The 24,640-nt window shown below is 59.4% G+C and carries 15 protein-coding genes; 8 read left to right on the top strand and 7 right to left on the bottom strand.

From position 1 onward, the window contains the following. Positions 1 to 25: 25 nt before the first annotated feature. Genes MOP87_RS05825 through MOP87_RS05805 form a run of 5 tightly spaced genes read right to left on the bottom strand, consistent with a single transcriptional unit; the run spans position 26 to position 10,003 of the window. Positions 26 to 544: a hypothetical protein gene (locus tag MOP87_RS05825; protein ID WP_132578882.1), complete on the bottom strand. Its 519-nt coding sequence runs from the start codon at positions 542 to 544 to the stop codon at positions 26 to 28. Between the two features lie 16 nt (positions 545 to 560). Further along, a complete protein-coding gene (locus tag MOP87_RS05820; protein ID WP_242810233.1) occupies positions 561 to 3,449 on the bottom strand; it encodes a hypothetical protein in 2,889 nt (962 codons plus the stop codon). 3 nt (positions 3,450 to 3,452) lie between these two features. Further along, complete coding sequence (locus MOP87_RS05815) at positions 3,453 to 5,738, bottom strand: hypothetical protein (RefSeq protein WP_059183208.1); 2,286 nt, start codon at positions 5,736 to 5,738, stop codon at positions 3,453 to 3,455. A gap of 52 nt (positions 5,739 to 5,790) precedes the next feature. Further along, the gene (locus MOP87_RS05810) at positions 5,791 to 8,193 is read right to left on the bottom strand and encodes a hypothetical protein (protein WP_242810232.1); all 2,403 of its coding nucleotides are present in this window, start codon (positions 8,191 to 8,193) and stop codon (positions 5,791 to 5,793) included. Positions 8,194 to 8,221: 28 nt separating this feature from the next. After that, positions 8,222 to 10,003, bottom strand: a complete 1,782-nt coding sequence (locus MOP87_RS05805; protein ID WP_242810231.1) for a hypothetical protein — start codon at positions 10,001 to 10,003, stop codon at positions 8,222 to 8,224. A 194-nt stretch (positions 10,004 to 10,197) separates the two neighbouring features. Here MOP87_RS05805 and MOP87_RS05800 point away from each other — a divergent pair, with 194 nt between their 5' ends. The 5 genes from MOP87_RS05800 to MOP87_RS05780 all read left to right on the top strand — a co-directional run bounded on the left by MOP87_RS05800 (position 10,198) and on the right by MOP87_RS05780 (position 21,053). Beyond that, positions 10,198 to 15,090: an RHS repeat-associated core domain-containing protein gene (locus MOP87_RS05800; protein WP_242810230.1), complete on the top strand. Its 4,893-nt coding sequence runs from the start codon at positions 10,198 to 10,200 to the stop codon at positions 15,088 to 15,090. Between the two features lie 3 nt (positions 15,091 to 15,093). Then, entirely contained in the window at positions 15,094 to 17,097 is a 2,004-nt protein-coding gene (locus MOP87_RS05795; protein WP_242810229.1) for a hypothetical protein, read from the top strand. 338 nt (positions 17,098 to 17,435) lie between these two features. After that, positions 17,436 to 18,074, top strand: coding sequence for a hypothetical protein (locus MOP87_RS05790; protein WP_242810228.1), 639 nt, complete (start codon positions 17,436 to 17,438; stop codon positions 18,072 to 18,074). Positions 18,075 to 18,126: 52 nt separating this feature from the next. Continuing rightward, positions 18,127 to 19,497 carry an autotransporter outer membrane beta-barrel domain-containing protein gene (locus MOP87_RS05785; RefSeq protein WP_347402996.1) on the top strand — a complete coding sequence of 457 codons (1,371 nt, stop codon included), beginning with the start codon at positions 18,127 to 18,129 and terminating at the stop codon, positions 19,495 to 19,497. A 74-nt stretch (positions 19,498 to 19,571) separates the two neighbouring features. Continuing rightward, complete coding sequence (locus tag MOP87_RS05780; protein WP_242810227.1) at positions 19,572 to 21,053, top strand: hypothetical protein; 1,482 nt, start codon at positions 19,572 to 19,574, stop codon at positions 21,051 to 21,053. Between the two features lie 51 nt (positions 21,054 to 21,104). Here MOP87_RS05780 and MOP87_RS05775 read toward each other — a convergent pair whose 3' ends face one another. Together MOP87_RS05775 and MOP87_RS05770 are read right to left on the bottom strand one after the other, a co-directional pair. Then, positions 21,105 to 21,398, bottom strand: coding sequence for a hypothetical protein (locus tag MOP87_RS05775; RefSeq protein WP_125922643.1), 294 nt, complete (start codon positions 21,396 to 21,398; stop codon positions 21,105 to 21,107). A gap of 202 nt (positions 21,399 to 21,600) precedes the next feature. Beyond that, on the bottom strand, positions 21,601 to 21,894 hold the full coding sequence (locus MOP87_RS05770) for a hypothetical protein (RefSeq protein WP_242810226.1): 294 nt from the start codon (positions 21,892 to 21,894) through the stop codon (positions 21,601 to 21,603). A gap of 372 nt (positions 21,895 to 22,266) precedes the next feature. On the opposite strand from MOP87_RS05770, the gene tssG reads away from it, so the two are divergent. The 3 genes from tssG to tssJ all read left to right on the top strand — a co-directional run bounded on the left by tssG (position 22,267) and on the right by tssJ (position 24,625). Further along, complete coding sequence (gene tssG, locus MOP87_RS05765) at positions 22,267 to 23,280, top strand: type VI secretion system baseplate subunit TssG (RefSeq protein ID WP_110606717.1); 1,014 nt, start codon at positions 22,267 to 22,269, stop codon at positions 23,278 to 23,280. Beyond that, the gene (locus MOP87_RS05760) at positions 23,277 to 23,861 is read left to right on the top strand and encodes an FHA domain-containing protein (RefSeq protein WP_242810225.1); all 585 of its coding nucleotides are present in this window, start codon (positions 23,277 to 23,279) and stop codon (positions 23,859 to 23,861) included. The genes tssG and MOP87_RS05760 overlap by 4 nt, the downstream gene beginning before the upstream one ends. 221 nt (positions 23,862 to 24,082) lie before the next feature. Further along, entirely contained in the window at positions 24,083 to 24,625 is a 543-nt protein-coding gene (gene tssJ, locus MOP87_RS05755; protein ID WP_242810224.1) for a type VI secretion system lipoprotein TssJ, read from the top strand. Positions 24,626 to 24,640 lie beyond the last annotated feature (15 nt).

Below are 24,640 nucleotides of genomic sequence, written 5' to 3'. Positions count from 1 at the left end.
CTTGGCGGTAACAGTGGGTTGGATGCTATGGGAGATTACGAATCTTTACGCAGCTGAGTTGATGCTCCCATGGAGGAACGATGGTAGAAATCACTTCTTTTTTAAGTAATTGGACACCCGCTACCACAATACCGCGGACCGGCGTGTCTCGCACTTCAGTCATTTTTACCCACCGGGTGGTCGTCGGATGTTTTATCGTTTCGACGTGGGCAGTCCAATTGTTTTCACGGGGCGGATGCACAGGCTTCACAGGCACCTCTTTACAATCAACTTGATCATAGAACCGTATCTCCACCGCCGAGGCGACGTTGCTCATGGAAAAATAATCCGAGTTCCTCTTACAACCGTGATTTTCTAATCTATAGGTGTGCATCGAATCACTTGGCGCCGGTATCGGGATGGAACAGGAATTGACAGGTGACTGATTTTCATAACGCTCAGCAATCAGCAACCTGCCGTAGTCTTGTGCAGCTACCGCATCGGTCCCATGACTACACGCCTGGAGCAGCGATAGCACTGGCACCATCAAGTACTGGATTTTCATCGTCGACCCCTTTCATTCAAGCGTTATTATGCAAGGTCAATACGGCGCGCTGGGGCGCGTTCAGAACGTTCGGCGAAACGCTGATGTGATCAAGGTAATTACGGTGCTCAGGCTTACTGGTTGACAAGTAACTGAAGCGACGGTAGTGGCTGTTGCCATTTTCGTCACGCAGCAACACGACCAGCGATGGTGTCAACCACCGCTTTACCCAATCCTGGAGAGTGCGCCTGTAAACATCTTCCCGGCGCAAGTTCACCAGCACCAATGACCCAGAGGCATACCACCGTCGATCAACTGGCAGCGCGTCCAACTCAAGATCTTTGCGAATGGATTCCATGGCAGTATCAAACTCTACAGTCTCAGGGTAAGGTTCAAGAGAGTCATGGAAAATCAGCCCTGTGTAGCTGAACATCCGGTCATTCTGGCTGGGCCCTTCCCACGTGATCATCGAAATGTTCGGTGTTGTAAGCGGTGACACCCGATTTCCTTCCATACCCATCACTTCACAGGATACGAATTTGGCGTGCGCGTAGCGGAACGTCCAGTAATCAATGGTCGTCAGGAAGAAATCGAAATCATCTTGCTCATTATTGCCGCCGCCGCCATCGACCCGTTGGCGCGTGAAACTGTAGTCGTTCTCGAGCACCTGCAACTGCGCCGCCGACACTTCGATCCTCGCGTTATGCACGGTGGTGTCGGTGGAATAATGCATCTGTTTGGAATCGGCCTGGAAACCCGCATAGAATTGCCGGGTCTGCCCAGCGCCCGCTCGGCAGTGCAAGTACAGGTAAACAATGCTTTCGCGGTTAGTGACTGCACGCCGGGGCGCGGCAGCCGCCGCGCGCCCGTTCGCCAGGTGAAAGCGATTGGGTCGGGTACTGACCGCCCAGAGTTCAGGATCGCCCAGTTCGATGCCTTCGCGTTCCAGGGCAAGCGTGCTCACGCGCTCAGGCGTGCGTTCGTGGTAAAGCCCCAGCGTTGCCAATTCGGTCACGCTCAAGGGATAGTCCTTACCATTGACCTGAGCTGTCTCGACATAGACTTCCAGTTCCAGCTGCTGGAAGCCATTGTTGAATTGGCGGCCCTGGCGGTTGCCATCCTGGCCGCTCATGACCCTGACCGTGAACTGATTCAGCTCTTTCCAACTGCCTTCCATTTCCAGGTCGCTATGCTGCACAACGCTATGGCCGCTGGCGAACACCACGCCATTACTCACCACCTCACACGTCACCACGCTGGTGCCACTGTGCTGGCCACGGCTGGAGAAGGCGCCAGTCTGGTCAACTTCGCCCTCCCCTGATAACACACGCCAGCGGCGGTCGGCGCCTGGCATGAACTGCACGGGCTCACTCAGTTGCGCAGTTTGCCCATGTTGTACATTCGCCACATGGGCTGGGTACAGGCTCAAAAGCGGCTGGCTATTGACCATCACCAATGCCGCATCGCGAGCTTGTCCGGCGTGCGCCTGCACCTGTTGTACGACCAGTGGCCGTACGCCAGGCCCGCGGTCGGGTACGAACAGCGCACGGTGCTGGTCCTGGTCGGACAACTCACCGTGAAACGGTTCGAGCAACGACCACTGCACCCCTTGTGCATCCTTCTGCCAGCCAGCCAAAGGAATCACCTCCTGTTGGTCTGGCCAGTAACTCGCAGCGTTGGGAAACGTCGCTAGCGACTCGAAACTCACTTGCAGGCGAGCGGAGGCGACGAAGACCTCGCCCGGCTTTGTGCCATCGAGCTCGGCGGTCACCACCACGGTCAGGCTCTGGTGGCCAATGTCCTGGGGGCTGGGCGCACTGTAGCGCCCCTTTGAGTCGATCTGCCCATGCCCTTGCGGCAAGTGGCTGTGCAGGCTTACTGCATGCCAACGGCTAGCGCTTACGGCCCTGCCCTGGCCGTCATGCAAGGTAAAACTCAGCGCCTCGCCCGCCTTGATAACCGCTTCGGCGGGCTCCACCGAATAGGTGGTAACCAGCGGGTCGATATTGCCCAGCACCAGCATGTCGAAGGGCTCATGGCGCTCGGCCTCCACGAAGGCATAGGTGCCAGGAAACAACAGGCTATTGAGTATTTCCAGTTGTTGACCGTCTGCATACCTGGTCAACGAACGGTCCAACAGCAAACTGGCTGAGTAGTTACCATCGGGGATCAGGTAAGGGTAACTGCTGTCGGGGTAGTAGCCGTCGGCACTGTTGGCACTCACACGAATGAACACCAGTACCGCGCCATCGCCCTGATTGACAGCCTGACTCAACTTGGCGCCCGGCGCTGCCTGGGTGCGGATGATGAAACGCCGTGGGCTCAGTGGGTGATAGCCTTGAAGATCAACAATCCCCAGATCGAACTGGGTCATGCGTGCAGGCAGGCCATGAAACCAGGTTTCAAGCGCTGTCACCAGTTGCTCGTTGAGGGTTGGCTGGTCTTGCAGCAAACTGCAGCGCAGGCTGCTGCCATGGGCGAGGTCCAGGCTAACCCGGCCATGGCGATCGACCTCGCCTGTGACCAGCATCAGGTCCAGGTCAATCTCCAGGGTATAGCCCATGGCCTCGGTCACGTTGAACGTGTTGATCAAGGCGCCATCGCTCAGTTGCACGGTGGTGCAGCGCCCTGCGATCAGGTTCATGATCAAACGCGCCCGCGAATTGCTCAAAGAAGCGTTGATGAACGACAGTCGCGGTGCACCGAACTCCAGTCCCTCCAGCTCGATGACCGCCGCACGCGCGCCGGTGAACGCCAGCTCATCGTTGAAGGGCGGCAGAAAGCTCAGTGTATCCAAGCGCTGTTGATACTGTTGCATCAGCAAGCGGTTAAGCCTGGACCGGCTATAGGCCGCCACTGCACCCCAGCCCAAGGTCGCGGAACCTTTACCCAGCCGCTCAAGCATTTGTCTTTTTGAATAGGCCATGATCTATCCTCGTGGATCTATGTCTGAGTGCGTTGTGGTTTCGGACCCGACCCATACCGCGTCCGGCCAACGCTCATCGAGCACCACGATCAGGTGCCCTTCCAAAAGACCGAAGGGGGAGTCCAGGTCGGCGAACACCAGCAGGAAACGCTCACCATCGTTCGAGCCTGGCTCATAACGGCCACGCTGCACGAAATGGCCCGGTCCGAGGGCCACGCGCCAATTCACGTCGGCCATGGGCTGCCCATTGAACATCGCAGTGAACTGCCGACGCCCGGCAGCCAGTGGCGTACACGTCAGGGTGAGGCTCGATGGTTTTTGCCGGACCAGCACATGCAGTGAGCGCTCCTGCCCGCTGGTCACGTCGCGCACTTGTACCTCGTCCAGCACATAGTGCAGGTCCGCGACCTGGGCACCGGCGATGTAGGTGCGCTTGAACGGCGCCCCTTCCACGACGTCCAAGGTACCGCTGCCTGGACGCGGGTTGATAATTTGCCACTCAAGCTGCTCGCCGGTGGTCCCGGCCGACAACTCCACCTGATCTTCCGACCAACACACCTGGATCAACGGATTGACGGTCAGTGCGTGAGGCAACACGGTGATCAAGCCAACCTGCTGTATTGCGGTGGAGGGTTGAGTGACGGTTATCCTTATCTTCACCCCATTCTCGTCAATCGCATGCCGTGGCGGCGCCGTGTAGACACCGGTGGTCGGGTCGATTCTGCCGGGCTCGCCCCGCTCGCCCGGCAAGATTGCAACGCTCCAACGCACACCGACCTGTGGGGGATAGACGCGAAACACATGGGATGCACCTGCCGCCAAGTGGACATTCTCGTCGATCAAGCGAAAAGCGTCGGCGCCTTGTGCCTTGACGAAGGCCGCCAGTCCATGGGGGTACTCGGCGTGCTCCACGAACAACGACGTGCCCCCGGGCAGCAAGGCGGTGGCCAACAACTGCTCTGGAACATAGGCCGTGAGGTTGCGTGAAAGCCCTTCGAGTATGGCCTGCTTGAGGACCAACCCAGCGGCGTGTTCGATTTGCGCCACCTCAGCTGCCGGCAAGGTGGGCATGCCCGATACTGGGGTGACTTCGCCGATAACACCCAAGGGCCAGTGGAAATAGCCCAGCAATAGCCCACCGGCGTCCTCGGCCGGGGTCGCCAGGCACAGGTCGAAGCGGTGCGACATGGTGAACGCAAAGGTTACTGCCAGCAGTTGCGGATACTGCGAGTCATGCCGGGTATAGGAGCACTTCAGCGCGAACTGCGAACGCCATGTCATCTGCACCCCGTCGTCGTCGAACAACGCGCCCAAGGGCTCGATTCCGCCCGCCGCCGGCACTTCGAATGCTTCGCAGTTGAACATGAAATCACGTGTGCGCACCTGCCTACGAGCCCCGCGCAGCACACCGGAGGTCGCCCGCATCTCAGTCAATACCTGGCCCGCGTGGGTATAGCTGAACGCGGCAGCATCGAACATCCCAGTCAAGCCATTGGCGTAGGCCGCCCGGTGCAGGACGCGCCTGGACAGCAACACGCAGGCATTGGCTGGCACATCGCCGGGCAGGTCGTCGGGCAGCAGGAACGGAAAATTCGACCGGTCGCTAGGTAAGCTGCCGGTCGGCCCTTGTTCCAGCGATGCGAACAGCACCACTGCCAGCTGGCCATCGGCCTTGCTGTCATGGGTACGCAGAGCAAGCTGGCGCACACCCAGGAAGCGGTTGCCAGGCACACTGGGGAAGTCGAACAGCGTACTGACACGCTTGCTCTCGGGCAGGGCATTGAACAATGCGCGGATGAACGCTGTGCTTTCCTCACTGCCTGCCACCTGATCGCTCAATGCGAAGTGCACCTGCTCGATCTGAGCCAAGTCCACACTCAGGCGTGGGCCGTCGCTGGCAACAGGCAAGCGATACTGCAGGGCCAAGGCATCCAAGGCATCGTGGGCACTGAGCGCAGTCACTTCGCCACGCTCCGTAGCTACCAGCAACCCCCCTTCCATGGCGACTGCCTGGGTCAGGCGCGGCGTCTGCCAGGACGCCTGGCCAGGCACCAGGCTTGCAGGGCCCAGCCGGTACCCGAACAAATGGTAGGTCAGTTTGGTATTGGCGATCTGCAGAGTCCCAGTCAGGTCATCAATGGCCGTGTGAGTCAACCACCGCTGCACATGGTGGGCCTGCAGCAGACTATTCAGTTGGCCGGCCGAAAACGCAGTGATGAAGTCCCACCCAGAGAGGTTCGGGTTATCACGCATCCAGGCCAGCAATGCGCCTAATGAATTACCAGACATGAGCGTCTCCTGATTCGGTACGTTAAGTGCAAGCGTTCGCCCAAGCGACCTGTCAACCCGCCACGCCCGTCACCTCGGCGCACAGCGTTCGATAGGCTTGATCGTGATCGAACAAGGGCAAGGCAAGGACGATGACGTTGGTGAAGACCCCAAAGGGTGGAAACTCGAAGCGCCCCTCGACGATCGCGAAACGCTCGGCGCTCGCCGGGTCGGCGTGGTAGAGGTTCTGCTCCATGCGACCTGGGCCGGCCAACACCGTCCAATCCGCCCCGAGGTCGCTGGCGTTGAGCTGCAACTGCAACTGGGCCGTACCCTTCGCCAGATCCATGGCTTGCAACACCACCGAAGCGCCACTTCTACTGCGCGTCACGATGCATATCTGACGCGTCTGACCGGTCTCTTTGTCGCACACCTCGATACGTTCAATCAGGTGCTCGGATGTAGAGCTGTCGGGCCTGGCGAAGTAGGTGTTGTGGCTAGCGGTGGTGCTGGCCAAGCGGCCTTCAGGCGTGTCGCCCAGGATCCGCCACTCCAGGTCAGCGCCGCTGGCGCCCGCTGCGCTCAACGGCACTCGGTCCTCGGCGTCACACAACTCAACCAATGGGCTGACGCTCAGCACATTGGTCACCACCGTTATCAAGGCAGAGGCGGCAAACCCTGTCTGCGGATCTGTAGCCGTCACTTTCACGCGGATGAAATCGCCGTCGATTGCGCTGACTGGGGGAGCTTGGAAGAGGCCGTCGATCACCGTACCTGGGCTTGAAGACTGTCCCCAGACAAGTTCTGCGCACCAATTGAGCCCTGGGGTCAATGGCGTAACGGTCAGCGGTTGGGTAGCCCTAGCGGAGATGATCGGCTCCAGGGGCGAGAGCTCGAAGGTAGTTAGGCGGGGTGCGATGCTGCCGAAGCAGGCTATGTCTTTAGGCATTACGACATCGTCCGCTATGATCGCACCGCCGAATTTCGTGCGTAGCGTCTCGCGGGCCGTCTGCTCGACCAGCATATCAGCTTGTAAATTGCGCTGGATTGGGCGTATGACTAACTGGACCAGGCTAGTCAGGGGATCTCGAACGGCTAGGTATGTCACAATTAACATTTCAAGAAAGATCAGTTTCAGCACCAGGTCCCGATTTATCGCTGAAGTGGCGAGCGAGGCCGGGATTTCCGTCCCCTCTTCCGGCGGCTGCGGCTCGGCGGGTCTCGTTAGGCTGAAGTCCAGTAATTCCATCACACCGCTTTCATTCATCTGATAAACGGCCGCTAATTCGGAGGGGTAAGTTACCGGCATATCATCGAACTGGCGGAAGTCATCTTCGTCAAGAAAACCCAGGTCATCTCGTAAACTCAACACTTCGGTGAAGCCGACCGGGTTCAAGACAAACTTAAACTCCATACGCTCACCGATGAAGGAAATACTGAAGTTGTCCTTTAGCACGATTGGGTCGATGGTCAGGCCCCAGTGCACCTCGTAGTTGATACGCTGACCCTCAATCGCAAAAAACGAGGCCCCGTATCGGCTAAACTCCTTCCGCTCGAACGATATGTGCCCCGAAATGGCCCTGACCGACTCCATTTGACCCTGCTCATCGTGTGTCACGGCAAAGACCGAATCGTCACTCAACAGAGGCCGCAGCGCCTGCAGCAAGGTCGCCACCATCAAGCGCTGCTTGTCGAACAACACCGTTGCCGAGTAATTCCCCTCACTCGGGATCAGGTACTTGAAGTCGGACTCATTACCCGGCAGGTTGCCTTCGTGGGAGCCGTGCATACGAACGAATGCCAGTACTGCACCGTCGCCCTGTTCGCCAACCTCGGCGGTGGGCGCAGACTGAGTGCGCAGGCGAAAAGACGCGGGTTCAAGCAGCGGCTCCGACCCTGGTATAATTTGCCCTAATTGCCAAACACGTTGAGCCGGTTCAAGGGCTTGAAACTTTCGCTTGAAGAAATCCGCACTCAATTGCTGGATCTGATTGTGATCAGGAAACGACAACTGGAAGTCATCGCTGCGCTGCAAATCCAGGAACACTGCGCCATCCTCGGCGACATTGCCAGGCACGTCGTTCAAGTCCAACTCAAGACTAAGTTGCGGCCCCACCAAAGGATCGACCCAGTCGATGCGGTAGATGTACCAGTCGCCCCGCCGCTCCAGATTGACCTGATTGCCACCGATCACCGTCATGCGCAAGCGTGCCTTGGAACTGTTCAAATCGGCATTTTCGAATGACAGCCTGGGTCGGTCGAGGATGAAGTTCTGTAAATACACCTTGTAGTTGCCAACCAATGAGGCATCGCCATTGATGGGCGGCAGCATGCCGTTGCCACCGAAGCGGGAGATGTATTCCTGGCTCAGCAGCTGGTTGAGCTTGGCGCGATCCATGACGGCGATGCTGCCCCAGCCTGACAGTCGGTGCTTGACGCGCATCCATTGGACAATGGCGGCCTTCGAGTTGCTCATGGTTGACGCCTCCGCTAATTACACTGGATCAAGCGATCAGTTGGGGTTCCAAGTGAGGAAAAGACTTGTAACTTTCGCCGTCATCGAAGCTGACCTGCACGCTGACGCGCAGTACCCTGTTCAGCTGAAGGCGCTGCAAAAAGACGTTGGGCAGTTCGGCTGTCACATGGCCTTGGTAATATTCCTCGTCGCTGACTGGCTGCGCGTTACGCATCACATGATCCAGCTCGCCCCCCCCGACCTTGGCCACGCCAGCGGCTCTGATGATCAAGCGCTGCCCTGGCGCCATGAACGGCCACACATCAAGGCTGAAATGGGCGTCGTCGCCCTGGAGCGCCGATAGGGACAACTTGCCGTCGATCAGTTCATCGCGGTGACCCTGGATCACTGGAAAACGCCTAGTGGCGAAGTCGGCCACTTTCAGGTCGAACGCTGACGATTCATAAGGTGCCTGGTCCGGCAAGTGCAGGCTGTAATACACGTTCAGGCGTTTGCCCAGGTTGGCGGGAATCGCCGCTGCCGGTATATGAAACAGCCGTGGGTCCGCAGGGTCGGCTTGCTTGACGATGACCTTGCCGGTGCTGGCGTGCCCGTCCCAGTGCATCCAGATATCACCGTCATTGGTTTCGGCAGCCAGTGGGACCCTGACCCTGGCGCCCCAGCGAACCTGCTCTGGCGTCACCGTCCCCTGGTTGGCTTCATCTCCGCTCTCCGGTATGACAGTGTCGATCAGTGGCCAAGGCAGGTAGAGCGGCCTGCGCACCATGACCTCAAGCACCTGCGAGTGCCAGGCCGCACCCAAGCGGGCCATCTGATAACTTACCCGAAGCGGCTTTCCGATCAGCTCGTCACTGTACCAACTGCCCTCAACCCGCACTTGAAGCTGGCGGCTGACAACCGTACTGACGTCGGCCCGAAAGCCCCTCAAGCTCAAGTCTGGCCCCTCCAGGTACACCACCAGCTGGTCACCCAGCTGCAGGTCGGCATAGTCGTCGATAAGCAGGGTGAAGCCGCCAATCAATGCCCTCGGGTCCAGGTCGCTGCTGCCGTCATGACCTTCGATCAACGGCTTGGGCAACAGCGGGCTGAGCGGCGGCCCCGACTCTACGATGTCGACTCGCTGCACCGGCGACTCACTGTCACCCCCCGAGGCGTATCGAATGCGGTAGGACAGCTCGGCATGGTCGCCGTCGAATAAGTGCATGACCTCTTGGCGCGGCAAGGTCATGCCTACGACCGTGCCGATATCCCGTTCGGTCACCGAGTGAGACTGGCTGTAGGGGGGTTGGGGGACGCCAGCGAAATACGGCACCCATTCAAAGATCAGCGTATCGCCCACCGTCATCGCTTGGTAGGGCGGCACGGCCACGGTCAGGTCCTGGCTGATCAGTTCCAGGTCGATGACCAAGTCATGGGCTTCACGCAGTTGCGCCACTGCCAGGGTTTGCTCTTCAACCGCCGGACGGTCGATGCTGAAGAACACCCGCAATGATTCATTATCGGGACGGGCGTCAACCCCAGGATGGTAGGAATAAAACACATACCCACCCGAGAGCCGCTGGAGACGATCGTTATCGATGGAGAATCGTACCCCTTGCGGCTCGATGGACACGATCCGGAACGTCTGGATCATGTCCAACACTTCGCCGTCCGCCGCGCATCCGCGCCAGTGAGGGGTGACCCAGTCACCGACTTTGAGCGCCGGATCTGTCAGGAAGGTTTCCAGCAGCTCGCCGCCCAAGCTACTCAGCTCCAGGTTGTCGCCGGTGCCCAGTAACGGCACGCTGGGCCGGTCAGGTCGTAGCGTCATGCATTCCCCCACTAGCGCCCGAAGCGCTGAATTGGTCATGTTCTGGCTGTTTTATACGTCCGGCATTGCGCTGGGCGAAACTGGTAGAAATGACAGGTGACGCCCCTCCCCCCCGGCGCCTAGGCTCTGTCCAAGCGAGTGTCTGAACGCCGGATCAGCCGTCCTGCCAGGGGCAACAGGGAGCGAAAATCGTCATGAGCGTTACATCATCCGTTCACTCTAATGCCCTGAATTTCATGAGCTTCATCCAAGGGGGGGTTGACCCACGCACGGGGCAGTACAGCCTGAAGATCGAGCTGCCCGAGCTGGGCGGCAACAACCTGCTTGGCCCAGAATTCAGGCCAACCTTGCAATATTCGCCGCTCAACGTGACCGACTCCGGGCTGGGCATGGGCTGGACGCTGGAGCTGTCGCAGTACACCCCGCACAACCAGGTGCTTTCGCTAAGCACCGGAGAAAGCCTGAAGATCACCGACCGCACCGCCCGCCCAATGCGGCTCGAAGAGCAGCGGATCGACAACTTTCATGTCTACCCCGAGGGGGACGATGGGTTGCGGGTGGTGCACCGCTCCGGCCTGGTGGAGATCCTCACCGAACAAGGCACCCAGCAGGCCTCCCTCTACTTGCCGGTGGCACAGTATTCGCCGCTCGGCCACCGTCTGACGTTCAACTATCAGCGTTTTTCCGGGCAACACCCTTTGTTGGAAAGCATTCAGGATGGCGATGGCCGCATGCTGCTGCGCGTGCTGCGTGATCCGACGGGTTACCAGGTCGAACTGCAATTGCAGCCACTGTCCGGCAGCGACGGCAAGGCGCTTGCCAGTTACGTGATGAACCTGGAAGCCGACGACCGCCGGGTAAAGGAGATTGTCATCCCCAGTGACGATCAGGCCCGCTGGACGTTCGGCTATCAAGAGGTGCTTGCACACCTGTGCATGACCAGCGTGACTCAGCCTACCGGGGCTACTGAACGCCTGTCCTACCTCGATGGAGGGCATCAATTCCCTACCGGTAGCGGTCGCCAGCCGTTGCCCCGCGTTACCCGTCACGTTATCGAGCCGCACTTCGACCAGCCCGCTGCAGACATTCACTACCGCTATCCGACCCCGCGCAACTTCCTCGGCGGCGGTAGCGATATGAGCTGGAGCGACGATGGCCGTGACAACCTTTATCAACGCCTGGACGACTACGACTACAGCTCGGTTGAAATACTCATGGAAGGCGAGAGAGAAGTTCGCCGTATCGAGCGCACCTATAACCGCTTTCACTTGCTCACCCATGAAACGACGCTTCAGGGCGACTGTCTGCAACGGCTGGTCACTGCCTACGGGATGGTCGAAGGTGCGTCATTCAAGAGCCAGCCACCGACGTGCCAGTTGCCCGTCAGTGAAGAGCGATTCTGGCAGATGACCAGCGGCGAGCGCCCATGGCGTAGTGAACAGACCGCCACCCAGTACGACAATCACGGCAATGTGCTCATCCATACCTATGCCGATGGCACGGAGCAGAGCAATGAATGGTACTCAGCGGCAGAGCAGGACGGCCACCCGGCTGATCCTGAAGGCTTCGTGCGTCACCTCAAGGCACAAACCCTGCGCCCTTCACCCAAGGGGCAACCGGGAGCAGCCACCCTTACCCGAACCTATCGTTACACGACGCTGCCCGTGTTGGCTGCGTCTGACACCTCGGCAGTATTGCAGCACCCACACCATGTCGTGAGCAGTGAAACCCTGATCGATCAGGCCAGCGCTCAGACGCCTCTTGCGCACCTGCGTAACCAGTGGGTCAATGCCCCGCGTGATCGGGCACTGCACGGTCGCCAATACCTGAAGATCGAGAACCTGCAAGGGCTGGAAACGGTTACCGAGTACCACTATAGCCTCGAGCGCAGTGCAGGCACCGACGAGCCTGTGCTGAACGTTCAGCAGCTGCGTATCGGTTACGACGGCACGCAGGCCATCACCACCGTGCAATATGGCTTGCGCCATGGGCAGGTGATGCAGCAGCGTGACAGCGATGGTCTCGAAACCCGCTACGTCTACGATCGCCTGCAAAGAGTGGTGAAGGAGACCGTGGCTGCCGGGCTGCCGACAGAGGCCTCACGCCATTACCACTACACACTGACGCCGATCAGTGGCGAATCGGCCAGCCAGACGTTCACCGACGAGCACGGCGTGTGCACCAAGACCCTGCTCGATGGCCTGGGCAGGGTGCGCGGCGAGGAACGTGACCATGTGGATGAGGCCATGGCGCCACGGCTATACCCGACGCTCGCAGTAACCTACGACAACCAAGGCCGGCCAGTGACCGAAACCCACATCGACTGGTTGGAGGGCCTGCGCAGCCTGAACCTGCCCCAGCACTACGCCTACGACGACTGGGGTCAACGTTGCTGTACAACCGGGCCAGATGGCGTGCAGCAGCATGAACACCAGGACCCGCTGGGCAACGCCCAGCACCGCGGTCTGATCGTTCATCGCTGGCGCCAGGCCGGCAGTGGGCCCACGGCAATGATCAGCAGCCGCAGCGAGACCTGGATGAACCGCTTCGAAAAACCGGATGTGATCCTGCGCCAGGATGCCGAAGGCTTGACCTTGGCCACACGCAGTTTCACGTACGACGGGCTAGGACGCCTGGTGAGCGAAACCGATGAGCGTAGGCACACCACCAGGTTTACCTACGACATTTTCAACCGGCCCCTGCAGCGCATTTTGCCCGACAGCACCTGCGTGGAAACCCGCTATGCGCAGCACTCCACTGCGCAGTTGCCCATCGGCCTCACCGTCAAGCCTGGCAACATCAGACTGCCGGCCGTCCAAGTTGGCGCACAGTCCTTCGACGGCCTTGACCGACTGCAGGGCAGTACCACCGGCTGGCGCAGCGAGCGCTACCACTATGAGGGCAGTGAATCGCGTGCGCGGCGCAAACGCAACGCTGCCGGGCAGAGCATCGACTACGCCTATGACCTGAGCTTGACCACATACCCAATCACAAGCAGCAGCGCGGAGGAAAACGCAGTCTTCGACTATGACCCCATCGGGGCACGACTGACACGCGCCAGCGGTGCCCACGGCTGTTGCGACTACCAATACAACGCCCATGGCCACTTGCTCGAAGAACACTTGCAAGTCAGCGGCCATGCGCCTTTGAAAACTGAGCACCATCCCTCGTTGCAGGGTCGCCCGCAACGCACCGTCGAAGCCAGCGGCCTGGAAACGCTCTATCACTTTCACGACAACGGCCTGCCTCGGGGAATGCAGCAGCACCAGCTCGCCGTGAACCTGCAGTATGACTCACTGGCGCGGCTTGAAAAGATCACCAGCAACGACTCGGACAACGGGACCACGGTGGTCACGGTCATCGAATTTGACGACCAGGACCGCGAGATCAAACGATCCTGGCAACAGAGCGGCCACCCTGAGCGCATCCAGACACAACTGTGGGATCTCGATGGCCTGCTCAAGGAGCGTCACCTCTACCAGGGGGCCATTACCCTGCTGAAAGAAACATTCACCTACACCGCCCTTGGCCAATTACTCAACCACCACTGTGCAGGTATCGAACTGCCCCGCGATAGCCAGGGCCGGGCGATCACGCAGCAAACCTTCAGCTACAACAACTACGAAAGCCTCAGCATGGTCACCAGCCAGTTCGCCGATGGATCTGCCCGTGAGCGTGCGCAGTACGTTTATGCCGACGATGACCCTTGCCAGTTGCGCAGCATTGTTTACACCCCTGCACGCAGCAGCCCCCATCCGACCTTCAAGTACGACCGCAACGGCAACATGGTGCTTGACCAGTACGGTTGTACATTGCGCTATGACAGCCAGAACCGTCTGCAGTCGCTTGTGCGGGCCACCGGCACTGGCCAATACCGGTACGACGCCCATAACCGCCTGCTTGGCAGCACCGACGGCAGTGGGGCCGACAGCGTGCTGGTGTACCAGAACCACCGTTTGACGCTGGCGGTCCGCGGAGCCTTGCGCACTCAATACCTGGATCTGGATGATCAACCCGTCGGCCAACAAACCCTCGATGACGCTAGCCAGACGCTGCTGCTTCACGCGGCGGATAACGCCAGTGTGGTTGCTGAAGGCCAGCACGGTTCGCTACGCAGCATGCGCTACAGCGCCTATGGCGAACGCTACAGCGACACACCGGTGAGCAGCGCCATGGGCTTTAACGGCGAAGCCCTCGACCCACTGAGTGGCCGTTACCTGCTGGGCAGCGGCTACCGCGCCTACGACCCTGAGTTGCGCTGCTTCCTCAGCCCCGATTCGCTCAGCCCATTCGGGGTTGGCGGCCTCAACTGCTACGCCTACGCCCGTGGCAATCCCATCGCGTTCCGTGACCCGACCGGGCATGAAGCGATTGGCTTCAGTGGTCGCCTGCGGCGTCCCGATGAAGACATCACGCCGCAAAGCCAGCCAGAAGAGATCAAGCAGGGAGACGGGGGCTGGCTGAAATGGTTGTGGGTAGGCATTGCCGTTGTCATGACCGCTGTAGCGATTGTGACGTTCGGTAAAGCAACGTTGGCGGCGGTGGCCGCTTGGAAAGGAGCTGCGACCGCTTTAACGGCCACGGCGGTAACGGCCGCCAAAACGGCGGCGGCGTTGGCCATCGGTAAGGCGGTGGCTGCGGGTGTATCAGCCGCACTGGCTGTGGCCGGCACGGCAGCCCAGGTCCACGGCACGATCACGAATAACCAGACAAGCTTTGATGTGGCTCAGTGGCTCGGTATCGCGAGCTTCGGTGTCGGGCTCGCCAGTGCAGGGGCCTTTTATGCTGCGGGCAGGATGATGAGAAGCGCTACCGGCAGTGTGACAACGGGATCGAGGGCGTCGATCTTGGCCGACGATGCCGCTTCGGTTAATGACTGGAGGAGTAACTGGCTGCTCTCCTCACGTAACGAGCAAGGCCAATTACCGCCTAAACCCAATCCTCCTCCAGTGCCTCCAAAACCTGTCAAATTTGGTCAGAAGATAAAGGCGGGTGAACCCAGGATGTTTGCAAAACTAACGCGCACCTTCGGTTGGGTTAAGGCACGCAGGGGAAAATTCGAAATTCGAGCTGGATTAGGAGAATAAAACATGAACGAACAAACACCCCCCACCTCCAAACGCGCACTTGCCGAACAAACCCGCCAGGCCCAGCGCGAAGCCCGGCGCCGGCGCAACGCATCGCTGCTGGCAGAATTGGCGCCGTCCGTGCTGGGTATCGCCGATCCCAGCGACGGCACCCTGCTCAAGAGTGCCGTGGACAACGATCTTGAAGTGCGCATCCCCGCGTGGGTGAACTTGCCTGAAGATGGCGACACTGAAACCGTGTATCTGCAATTATCGACCAAAGGCGATGCTGCCTCTGACTTTGGAGACGTCGGCCAGCCCCTGGAAGTGGTTGGCCCAGTCACCTCAGCCGATTTTCCGCTGGTAATGCATGTGCCCTTGGCCAGACTCGTCGAAGGCAGGCTATGGCTGCGTTACCGTATCGTGACCTTCAACGGCGGTCATGCAGTTTCGGCAGTGGTACCGCTGATCTGTGACCGCACCGCACCCCGCAACAGGGTCAATCCCGACGAGAAACTCGACGGCTTGACCGTCGGGGCAGCGTTTATTGACGACGAGTACCTCAAAAACAATCCGTCCGGCATCGTTGCCCAAGTGCCAGAGTATGACACCTACGCGCCTGGAGACACGTACAAGGTGTATTACTTCGAGAGCCCACCTGAAGAGCATGAGGATTACGAAAATCAGGTCGATGAGGGGCCTCTCGATGCGTCAATGCAAGTGGTTATTCCGAAGGACGTGGTAGAACGTGCCGGCGATGGCAAGTATTACCTTGCCTATTACCTGTATGACAAAGCGGGAAACAAGAGCCGAGGCTCGCTGATCACCAGCATCGACGTCGCCCTTGGCTCATTGCCGGCCAACCTGCAAGACCCTTTGGTGCACGCCGCCGACGACGGCGTTGTCGACCTCAAGGACGCCATTGACGGGGTATCGGTCGATATTCCGTATTACGACGGAGCCAAAGCCCACGACGCTATCGCAGTGACCTGGGGTAGCACGCCATTACCACCGGAAACCGTCGGTGCCAAAGCCTTTCCAATCCCTGTTCACGTGCCCAACCCAACCTTGCGCGCTGAATACGGCACAGCCTCAGGTGAACTGGCCACCAACGTCAGCTACCAGATCATGCGCGGTGCCGTACCGTTTGGCCCCAAGGCCATCAGTGTGAAAGTCGACTTCAGCGTGGTAGGTCCCGAGCGCCCCGACCCCGACCCCACTTGGCCCAACCCGATCAACCCTAACCTGTTGGCACCCACGGTGCGAGGCGCACGTTCGGCAACGGATAACGTGATCGATCGCAGTGACGCCAATGAAGACGCCACACTGACCATTCCCTTTTACGACAATGCCGAGGACGGGCACGTGCTCGTTGTCTACTGGCATGGCAGGTTTGCAGGGACTCACACCGTGGACACGGCCCGTGATGCAGGCGGCATCTCCGTTCCTATCGATTGGGGCATCATCTTAGCGGAGGGTAACGACCCTGCGTTGCCGGTGCACTATACCCTGCGCGAATCGCAAGACGCCCTCAACGAGCAAATGTCGCAGACACAGTGGGTGGACGTGGATGCAGTTACCGTGATCCTGCCGCTTCCGCAGTTCCTGGGGGTTAGGGCCGGTTGGCTGAACTGTGATTCATTGCGCGATGTCGCGGGGGTACCGACCAACAACATGGTCCTGAAGGTGGAGATCCCGGACATGTCGGCCTACCTGAAGGCAGGCGACATAATCGAACTGGAGTGGGCACCGTTGATCGGCTCCAAAGATGAAGATGGCGACGACCCGGTACCCAATGCGGAGAAAACCGAACTCGTGGTGCTGGACGAGACGTCAGTCAAAGGCTTCATCTGGGAAATCAAGCCTTATGCCGACCACCTTCTGCCAACCTATGACGCCAACCTTAACGGGGGCCGTACGCGGGCACGGGTGCGCTACGTCAAAGCCGATGACCCTGATTTAGCCTCGGAATGGGCAGTGCATAAGTTAAGCCTGGCCGAAGGCAGCGACTCTTGCGCAATGCCGTAACCTTGAGCTCCCTACGCGGTAGCGCGGCACGGTGCTGCCGCGAAGGGAGCACTGTAGGATTTTGGTCAGAACAGAAAGGAAAATTCCTACATTAGATAGAGAAACATCACTTTTACAATTCACCCTAACGATGCGAGCTCAGTACAGGAAGTCGTAGCAGCCATCTGCAAACAGCCTCTTCACAGGGTGATCCAATGTCCAGTCTCCATGCTTTCAAACCCACACTTTTTACTGTAATGATCCGAGCCACCACCGCACTTCCATTAGTGATTATCGGTAACTCGGCGGTGGCCCAGACTAATGTAGAAGGTCGTACTGATATCCAGTTTGGTACGCCCTTGGATAATTACCGTGTATTCAGTGGTGCCACCCTGAACGCCACGGGCGCGAATCTGTTGTATGTCGATGCCGAGGCAGGCGCGCACGTGTTGCTCAACGATTCGGACGTCACCCCAGGGTCGTCCGCCGTCGCGCTGGCCCTGACTGGTGCGAACGCAACGCTCGAGCGCTCGACCGTTACCGCCAGCAGCCGTGCGCTCACTGGCAGCCAAGGTGCAAGCATCAGTGCCAACGACAGCGTTATTCGCGGTGGGTCACGTGGCGCCAGCCTCAACCAGAGCCACCTTGAGCTAAGGCGCAGCGAAGTGCATGCCAGCGACAACAATGGCGTTGCCGTGGAGCTGTTCGACGGCAGCGTGTCGGCCAGTGACAGCAGCCTGATCAGTGGCGGTCGCGATGGTATCCTGGTGCGTGATGGCTCAGGGCAGACCGACGCCAAGGCCACCATCGTGCTGGACAACAGCCGTGTCGAGGGCCTGGATGGGTCGGCCATCGCGGTCGGCCATCGCGGTCGGCCGTGGCGCCGGTCGCGCTGCTTCTGCGCAAATCGATGTGCTCAACGGCAGCACCCTCAGCGCCAGCAACGGCGTGTTGGTGAATGTGGCCGATGCTGCAACGGCGAGCCTGCGCCTGAGTGACAGCCAGCTGCTTGGCGATATCGTGGTTGCCGAAGGCGGCACTGCCAACGTGATGCTGGAGAACGCCGCAACCCTGACCGGCCGCCTGGAAAACGTAGCGCAGGTGGCCATCGACAGCGGCGCCGAGTGGGCCATGGTCGGCAATGCCGCCGTCGAGCAGCTGACCATGAACGGCGGCCGCGTAAGCTTCGGCAACATCGGTGAATTCCACACGCTGACCCTAGGCTCACTGTCGGGCAACGGCACATTCGTGATGGACGCCGACTTCGCCAGCGGCCAGCATGATTTCCTCGACATCACTGGCAATGCCACGGGCGATCATTCGCTGCTGGTTCGCAGCAGCGGGACCGATCTGCAAGCCGATGCCAGCCTGCACATGGTGCATGCAGACAGCGGCGATGCGCGCTTCTCACTGGAAGGCGGCCCGGTCGATGTCGGTACCTATTCCTATGATTTGGTCCCTAAAGGCAGCGGCAACGACTGGTACCTGGACAAGAGCACCCGCACCATCAGCCCCGGCACCCAGTCAGTGCTGGCCTTGTTCAACACAGCACCGACCATCTGGTATGGCGAAATGAGTACCTTGCGTGGCCGCATGGGCGAAGTGCGCCGCGATGCCGGGCAGGCTGGGGGCTGGGTGCGCACCTTCGGCAACAAGTACAACGTCGCCGGTGCCGAAGGCCTGGCCTACCAGCAAACCCAGCAAGGTCTGTCCTTCGGTGCGGACGCTCCTTTGCCGATCGGCGACGGTAACTGGCTGGCCGGGATCACGGCCGGTTACAGCCAATCGGACCTGAGCCTGGCGCGCGGTACCCAAGCCAAGGTCGACAGCTACCATCTCGGCGTCTACAGCACTTGGCTGGAACCTGAGAGCGGGTACTACATCGATGCCGTAGCGCGACTCAATCAATTCAAGAACCAGTCCGATGTGCGCTTGAGCGATGGCACCAAGACCAAGGGCAGCTACGACAACCTCGGTGTCGGCGCAGCGTTGGAGATAGGCCGCCACATCAGCCTCGATGAAGGCTGGTTCGTTGAGCCCCATGCCCAATTGGCCGGCTTGATCGTGCAGGGCAAGGACTACACCCTGGACAACGGCATGCGCGCCGAAGGTGGGCGCACGCATTCCCTGCAAACCAAGCTCGGTGCCACCGTCGGGCGCAAACTGGAAGTGGGGGACGGGCGAATGATCCAGCCCTATGTAAGGGTTGCCGCCGTGCATGAATTCGCCAATGACAACCACGTCAAGGTCAATGGTAACGGCTTCAACAACGACCTCTCTGGCTCTCGCGGGGAAGTGGGCACCGGCATCGCGGTAGCCTGGGCCGATAAATGGCGTGCTCATGCCGACTTCGAATACGCCCACGGCAGCAAGCTTGAACAGCCCTGGGGCGTGAACCTGGGGGTACGCTACAACTGGTGAGTTTACGAAGGGAGAGCCGTTGAGGTTCTCCTTTTTTTTGCTTTGGCGCATCACGCGATCATGGAGAACAGGCTATGCCAACCTCAAAGCATTCGACCCAAAACACCTCGGCCGCGCTTGCAAACCGCTTCGAGCAGGTAGCGTTCTATGTACCGCCTGTCGTCCCCGACCTGCTGCCCAATGAGCCAGATTCCCTGCTCAATCTGTTGCCGTTCAAAGCCGTGTTCTTGCCATTGCGGGTCGAGTTCGCCCAGTGGGGCAATTCGGACCCTACCGAAGAAGACCCGGAAACACTAACCCTGTACTGGAACGGCCGTGAAGTCCGCACCCTGATCTGGACGGCACCGGTACAGCCCGATGAACTGTTCATCGAGGTGCCGGTGGGGTTTCTGAGCGAAGGCCAGCACCGGCTGCACTACCAGGTCAAGCTGTTCAACGGCATGCGCAGCGACTCAGAAGCCCTTGAGATCAACATCGACAAGACGCCCCCGTTGCTCGCCGATGACGATGAGCTGATTTTTCCGCCGGACGTGATAAGCAATGGCGTCACCGACCGCTACCTCAAAGAACACGGCGAACTGACGGCGCAAGTACCGCCCTATTTAGGCGCCGATGTGGGCGATACCGTGAGCTGGTACTGGAGTGACAGCCCCGTCGGCAAGCAACTGGTCGACCGCCTCACCCTGACCAAGGCCGAAGTGGGCATGCCCTTGCACGTCAAGATACCGGCCGACTTCATCTTACAGCTCAGCGACGGCCTGCGTTTTGCCCGTTATGAGGTCCAGGACCGCGCAGGCACCGCCCTTCAACGCTCGTTGGCCGTGGCATTGCACGCGGCGGTCACGCCACCGCCCCGGCAGCTACCCCCACCGTTCGTGCGCCAGGCCAGTGGCTCCGATTATTTCAGCGATTTGCTGCCAGCTGATGCCGTGGCAGGAGCGACGTTGACGATACCGGCCAGCGCCTCACTCGAACCGGATGATCAAGTGACCGTATTCTGGGGCGAGCCAGGCGCCACGGGTGCTTATCAGACCGACACACCGATAAGCCCAGGCTCAAGGGAGTACACCGTACCTGCCAAGTACATTGCCATGAACCTGAACAGCCGCATTCCCCTGCACTATCAGGTCAAGGCGTACGATGGCCAGCTTCACGACTCAGCGCCGCACCAGGTCAGCATTGGCCGCCTGCACGGGCTACCCCTGATCCACAGCGACGCGATTCGGGACAACCAACTGAACCTGGCGAAACTGGGTGCCCAAGCGGCGTTTTCGCTACCTGGGTGGCAGTTCATGGACGCGGGGCAACTCATCACGGTATACATCGAAGGGGTCAAGCGCGGAGCGATCGACCAGAAGATCACGCTGCCGGTGGTCACCGACATGGCAGTGCCTGGTGCAGTGACGGAACTCGCGGTGGGGTCGGTTACCAAGAGCGCGCTGCAGGCGTTGGAAGTGGACTATCAGTTCTACGTACGGGTCAAGGTCAGCTTTGACGATAAACGCACGTGGGTTGAGTTTCCGATGATCACGCCGACGTTGATCGATCAACCCTGAGCTGGCGGGTGGCAGGAGCGCTGGTATTCGCAGACGCATGATGCCTGTCAGTCACCTGATCGCTTCGGCCGCGCGGCGCCCCACCTGGAGTACCCTGTACTTAAAGAAGGGTTGCTTACCCTTTGCCACACGTTTCCAGTTCAACGCCACCGGCGCGGTCAGGGTGGCCGCCTGGACGTTGGAACAGTCCAGCACAACGCAAGCTTGAAGCAGCATCGCAATCTCGCTACGGGCACTGTCGATGATCATGGCTGCAATTCGATCCTCAGAGTAGCCAAAGCCGTCACGGCCCCCGCTTGGGATCAGGTTGAACGGAAGCATCCGAAACGTCTTCAGCTGGCTCACCGACACGCCGCACCGACAATGCCCTCAGACGCCACCCGTGTGACCGGGCAAGCCTCCCTTAGAACGTAATCAGTGACCTCGTTTTATCACCCCAGCCGATAGGGATCACCAACAAGCCTCGCCTGGCCTCGTCCAGAAATACCTCAACCCCAGGGACACGCTGGGCAAGCTCAGCAGTCAGCGTCATGCACGATGCGATGCGTCATGTTGAACGTTCGCCGGTCAACGTATTGCTGGGTGAACCCTGAGGAAGATCCCACGCCGCTTCAAACGCGACCATGGGATAAGGCAAGCGCGCCATGTCCACATGGGCCTGGCGCAGCTCACTCATATCGATCAGCCCCGCGCAGGTCGGCAAGCTGAACTTGATGCTCTCCGAGAGCAGTTCGAGAACCGGGTCGTATAAGGCACCCAGTTCCGGGTTTGTCAGTATCGTCCTCTGCTGGTCCGAGCTCAATTGTTCTATTGCGTGCGTGCCGTAGTTCAATGGCTGCACCAAGTGCTTTCCATCTCTTGTTCTGGACCACTCTTCACTGACCGACAAGCAACCGGACCGACAGCTCGGAAAGTGTGTTGACGCACGGTGCCGAACAGCACGCCGTGCAATCAACACATCCGAACATCCCACGCACCACACATAGGTTGCACATGGAAAAGCTACTGCCTGCGAACTAGAGCAGCAATCAACTTTTCGCAAACATCCGCTTACATTTCGCACCTCGACCAGAAGCCTCTCCATACTGCAAGGTCATTCTTTTGGAAACATACCCCGTGATGCGATCTGTTTTATAACTTCGATTCAGGCGGTAACTATTCCTACAAGTTCGCCTATATAAGCCACCCTCTATCTATTAACTGGGGATTTGACATGGACGATGAATCAGAAGAATCCAGAGTCCGTAACAAAGCGGATCTCATAACGCAGGATGCCCACCGGTATTCGTACTTCCAGCTTCTGGAGCTGATGCACCAGCTCTATGGGGATGACCTTGAGCAACGTCCGCTTTCCGATGAGGCACGGCGAAGGTTACGCCTGGAAGTCTCTCCAAGCTTGTCCTTTCCCGTCGCTGATGTGCTGAGCGCCAGCCGTCTGAAGGATGATCGCTACCGTATCCAAGCATCGTTCTTGGGGTTACATGGCACCGACTCGCCGCTACCGGGCTATTACCTCGACCAACTGGCCTATGAGCACGCGCAAGACGTCGGCATTCGCCCGGCGTACTTCAATTTTTTCAACCACCGCTTGCATACCCTGCTGCATCAGGGCTGGCGTAAGTACCGCTACTACCGGCGCTTCCAACCCGGTGCCACAGATGGGTTCTCGCGCTACATCTTCGCCTTGATCGGCCTGGAGGACGCAGAGTTGCGCGGCGCGACACCGCTACCGTGGAGCCGGCTGCTCAGTTTCGTGGGGATGATCGCCAGTCGCAGCCGGTCCCCCGGCATGGTGGCCGGCATGATTGCGCACTGCTTCGACCTCAAGCAGGTCTCCATTCGTGAATTCGAAAAGCGCACGGTGCTGATTCCTCAGTCCCAACGCAACCGGCTTGGCACCGACAACTGTGCCCTTGGCGAAAACTTCCTCGTGGGCGGCAGTACAGAATCACGCAGCAGCAAGTTCACCATCGTGATCGCGGATCTGGATCAAAAGCAGTTTCGCGACCTCCTCCCCAGCGGCGACAATTACCACCGGCTGATCAAGCTGGTGGACTTTCTGCTGCGGGATGTGGGCGCCTATGACCTTGAGCTGCGCATGCGCGCCGAGGAGGCGCCGCCTTTCAGCCTACGGGCCGCACACGGCACTCACCTGGGCTGGACCAGCTTCATAGCTGACCGCAACGACTCCACCCCGCCACCCGTTCGCATCATGGTACGTGCATGAGTACAAATGTTCTCTCGCCCAGCATCACGCTGGTCATACTGAATCCGGAAAAACTGCACCACGGCACAGAACCACAGCACCGTTTCGACAGTGCCGGAGGCACCCTTGGCCGCCAAGGCGCCTGGCAGCTGCATGACCGGGAATCGCGCATCCTGCCTGCCCATTGTGAGATCCGCTGGCACGAAGGCCACTTCTGCCTGATCGACCACAGCGGCAGCAGCTTCATGAACGGCAATGACACTGCGTTGATATCCGGCACCCCGATCCGGCTCAGGCATAACGACAGACTTCAGATCGGCGACTACCAAATAGCGATCCACCTACTTGGCCACGACGAAACGAAAAGAATGCCGCAGTTGCACACCGCCTATGACAAAGATCCTCTGTCGGAGCAACGAATGATGCATCAACACTGCCCTCTTCAAGTCTTGGGAGTACCCACCAACGGGCTGTTCAATTCAGTCCATACCCGAGAGCCAAAGCCGCTGGATGAGCTTGACCCCCTGGCCTACCTGGACAGGGCCGCTCAAGCTCGAATCGACCCGGAGATTGCACGCATCTTCGGCAAGGAGGCGCAATGAACAGGCCCTTTGCACTGCTGTTGATCTGCCTGACGCTCGGTGGCTGCAGCACAATGAAACGCGTATACCAAGTTTTGAAAGATCCAACACTTCCGGTCGGCGGGCCCAGCAATGACATCAGCCGAGTAGCGCTCAGTCTCTACGCAGCCGACGCGCACGTTGCCGCAGGGCCGGAACAGGCGAATCTTGAGCCCCCGTCAATACCACCTCCTTCAGGGCACTTGTCAGCCCACCTCAGCGCGGCCGATGCCACTGCGTTGTCTGACAAAGTCAACGCGCTGGCGCAACAGCTGCACCAGAACTACCCAGGCTCCGCGGACGATGACAAGACCCGAGCGCCTGCCGACCTGGCCAGTTATGCCTCCGCTCGATCCGAGCCCCCACCCGCCCCCGATCAAGCACCACAACGCCAAGGGTCTTCGTCCATCGCTTTCAAGATCCTGCAACTGCGCGACGACTCGCTGTTGCTCGATGCCACCTATGAGCAGGTAGAAGAGAACTTGGACGAGGCGCTGGGCACCACATTGATCAGCGTCGACGACTTCCGCCTGGTGCCAGGCCATTTCAAGTTCATCGAGCCCGAAGAGATCAATGAACGGACTCGCTACATCGCGGTGATTGCGCGCCTCAGTGACAGCCCTGACGGCAAATGGAAGGACACCCTGCGTATTCAGCCTCGCGGTTACGACCATACCGTCCATGTCCACTTCGAAAACAATGGCGTTGAACTTCGGCACGACCGTGAGTACCGCCGCGATCAATAACATCATCTGTTGAAG

The sequence above is a fragment of the Pseudomonas sp. I3-I5 genome (assembly GCF_022699445.1).
Lineage (GTDB): Bacteria > Pseudomonadota > Gammaproteobacteria > Pseudomonadales > Pseudomonadaceae > Aquipseudomonas > Aquipseudomonas fulva.
Note: the sequence above shows the minus strand (reverse complement) of the source record. Positions and strands in the feature narration are given on the sequence as shown.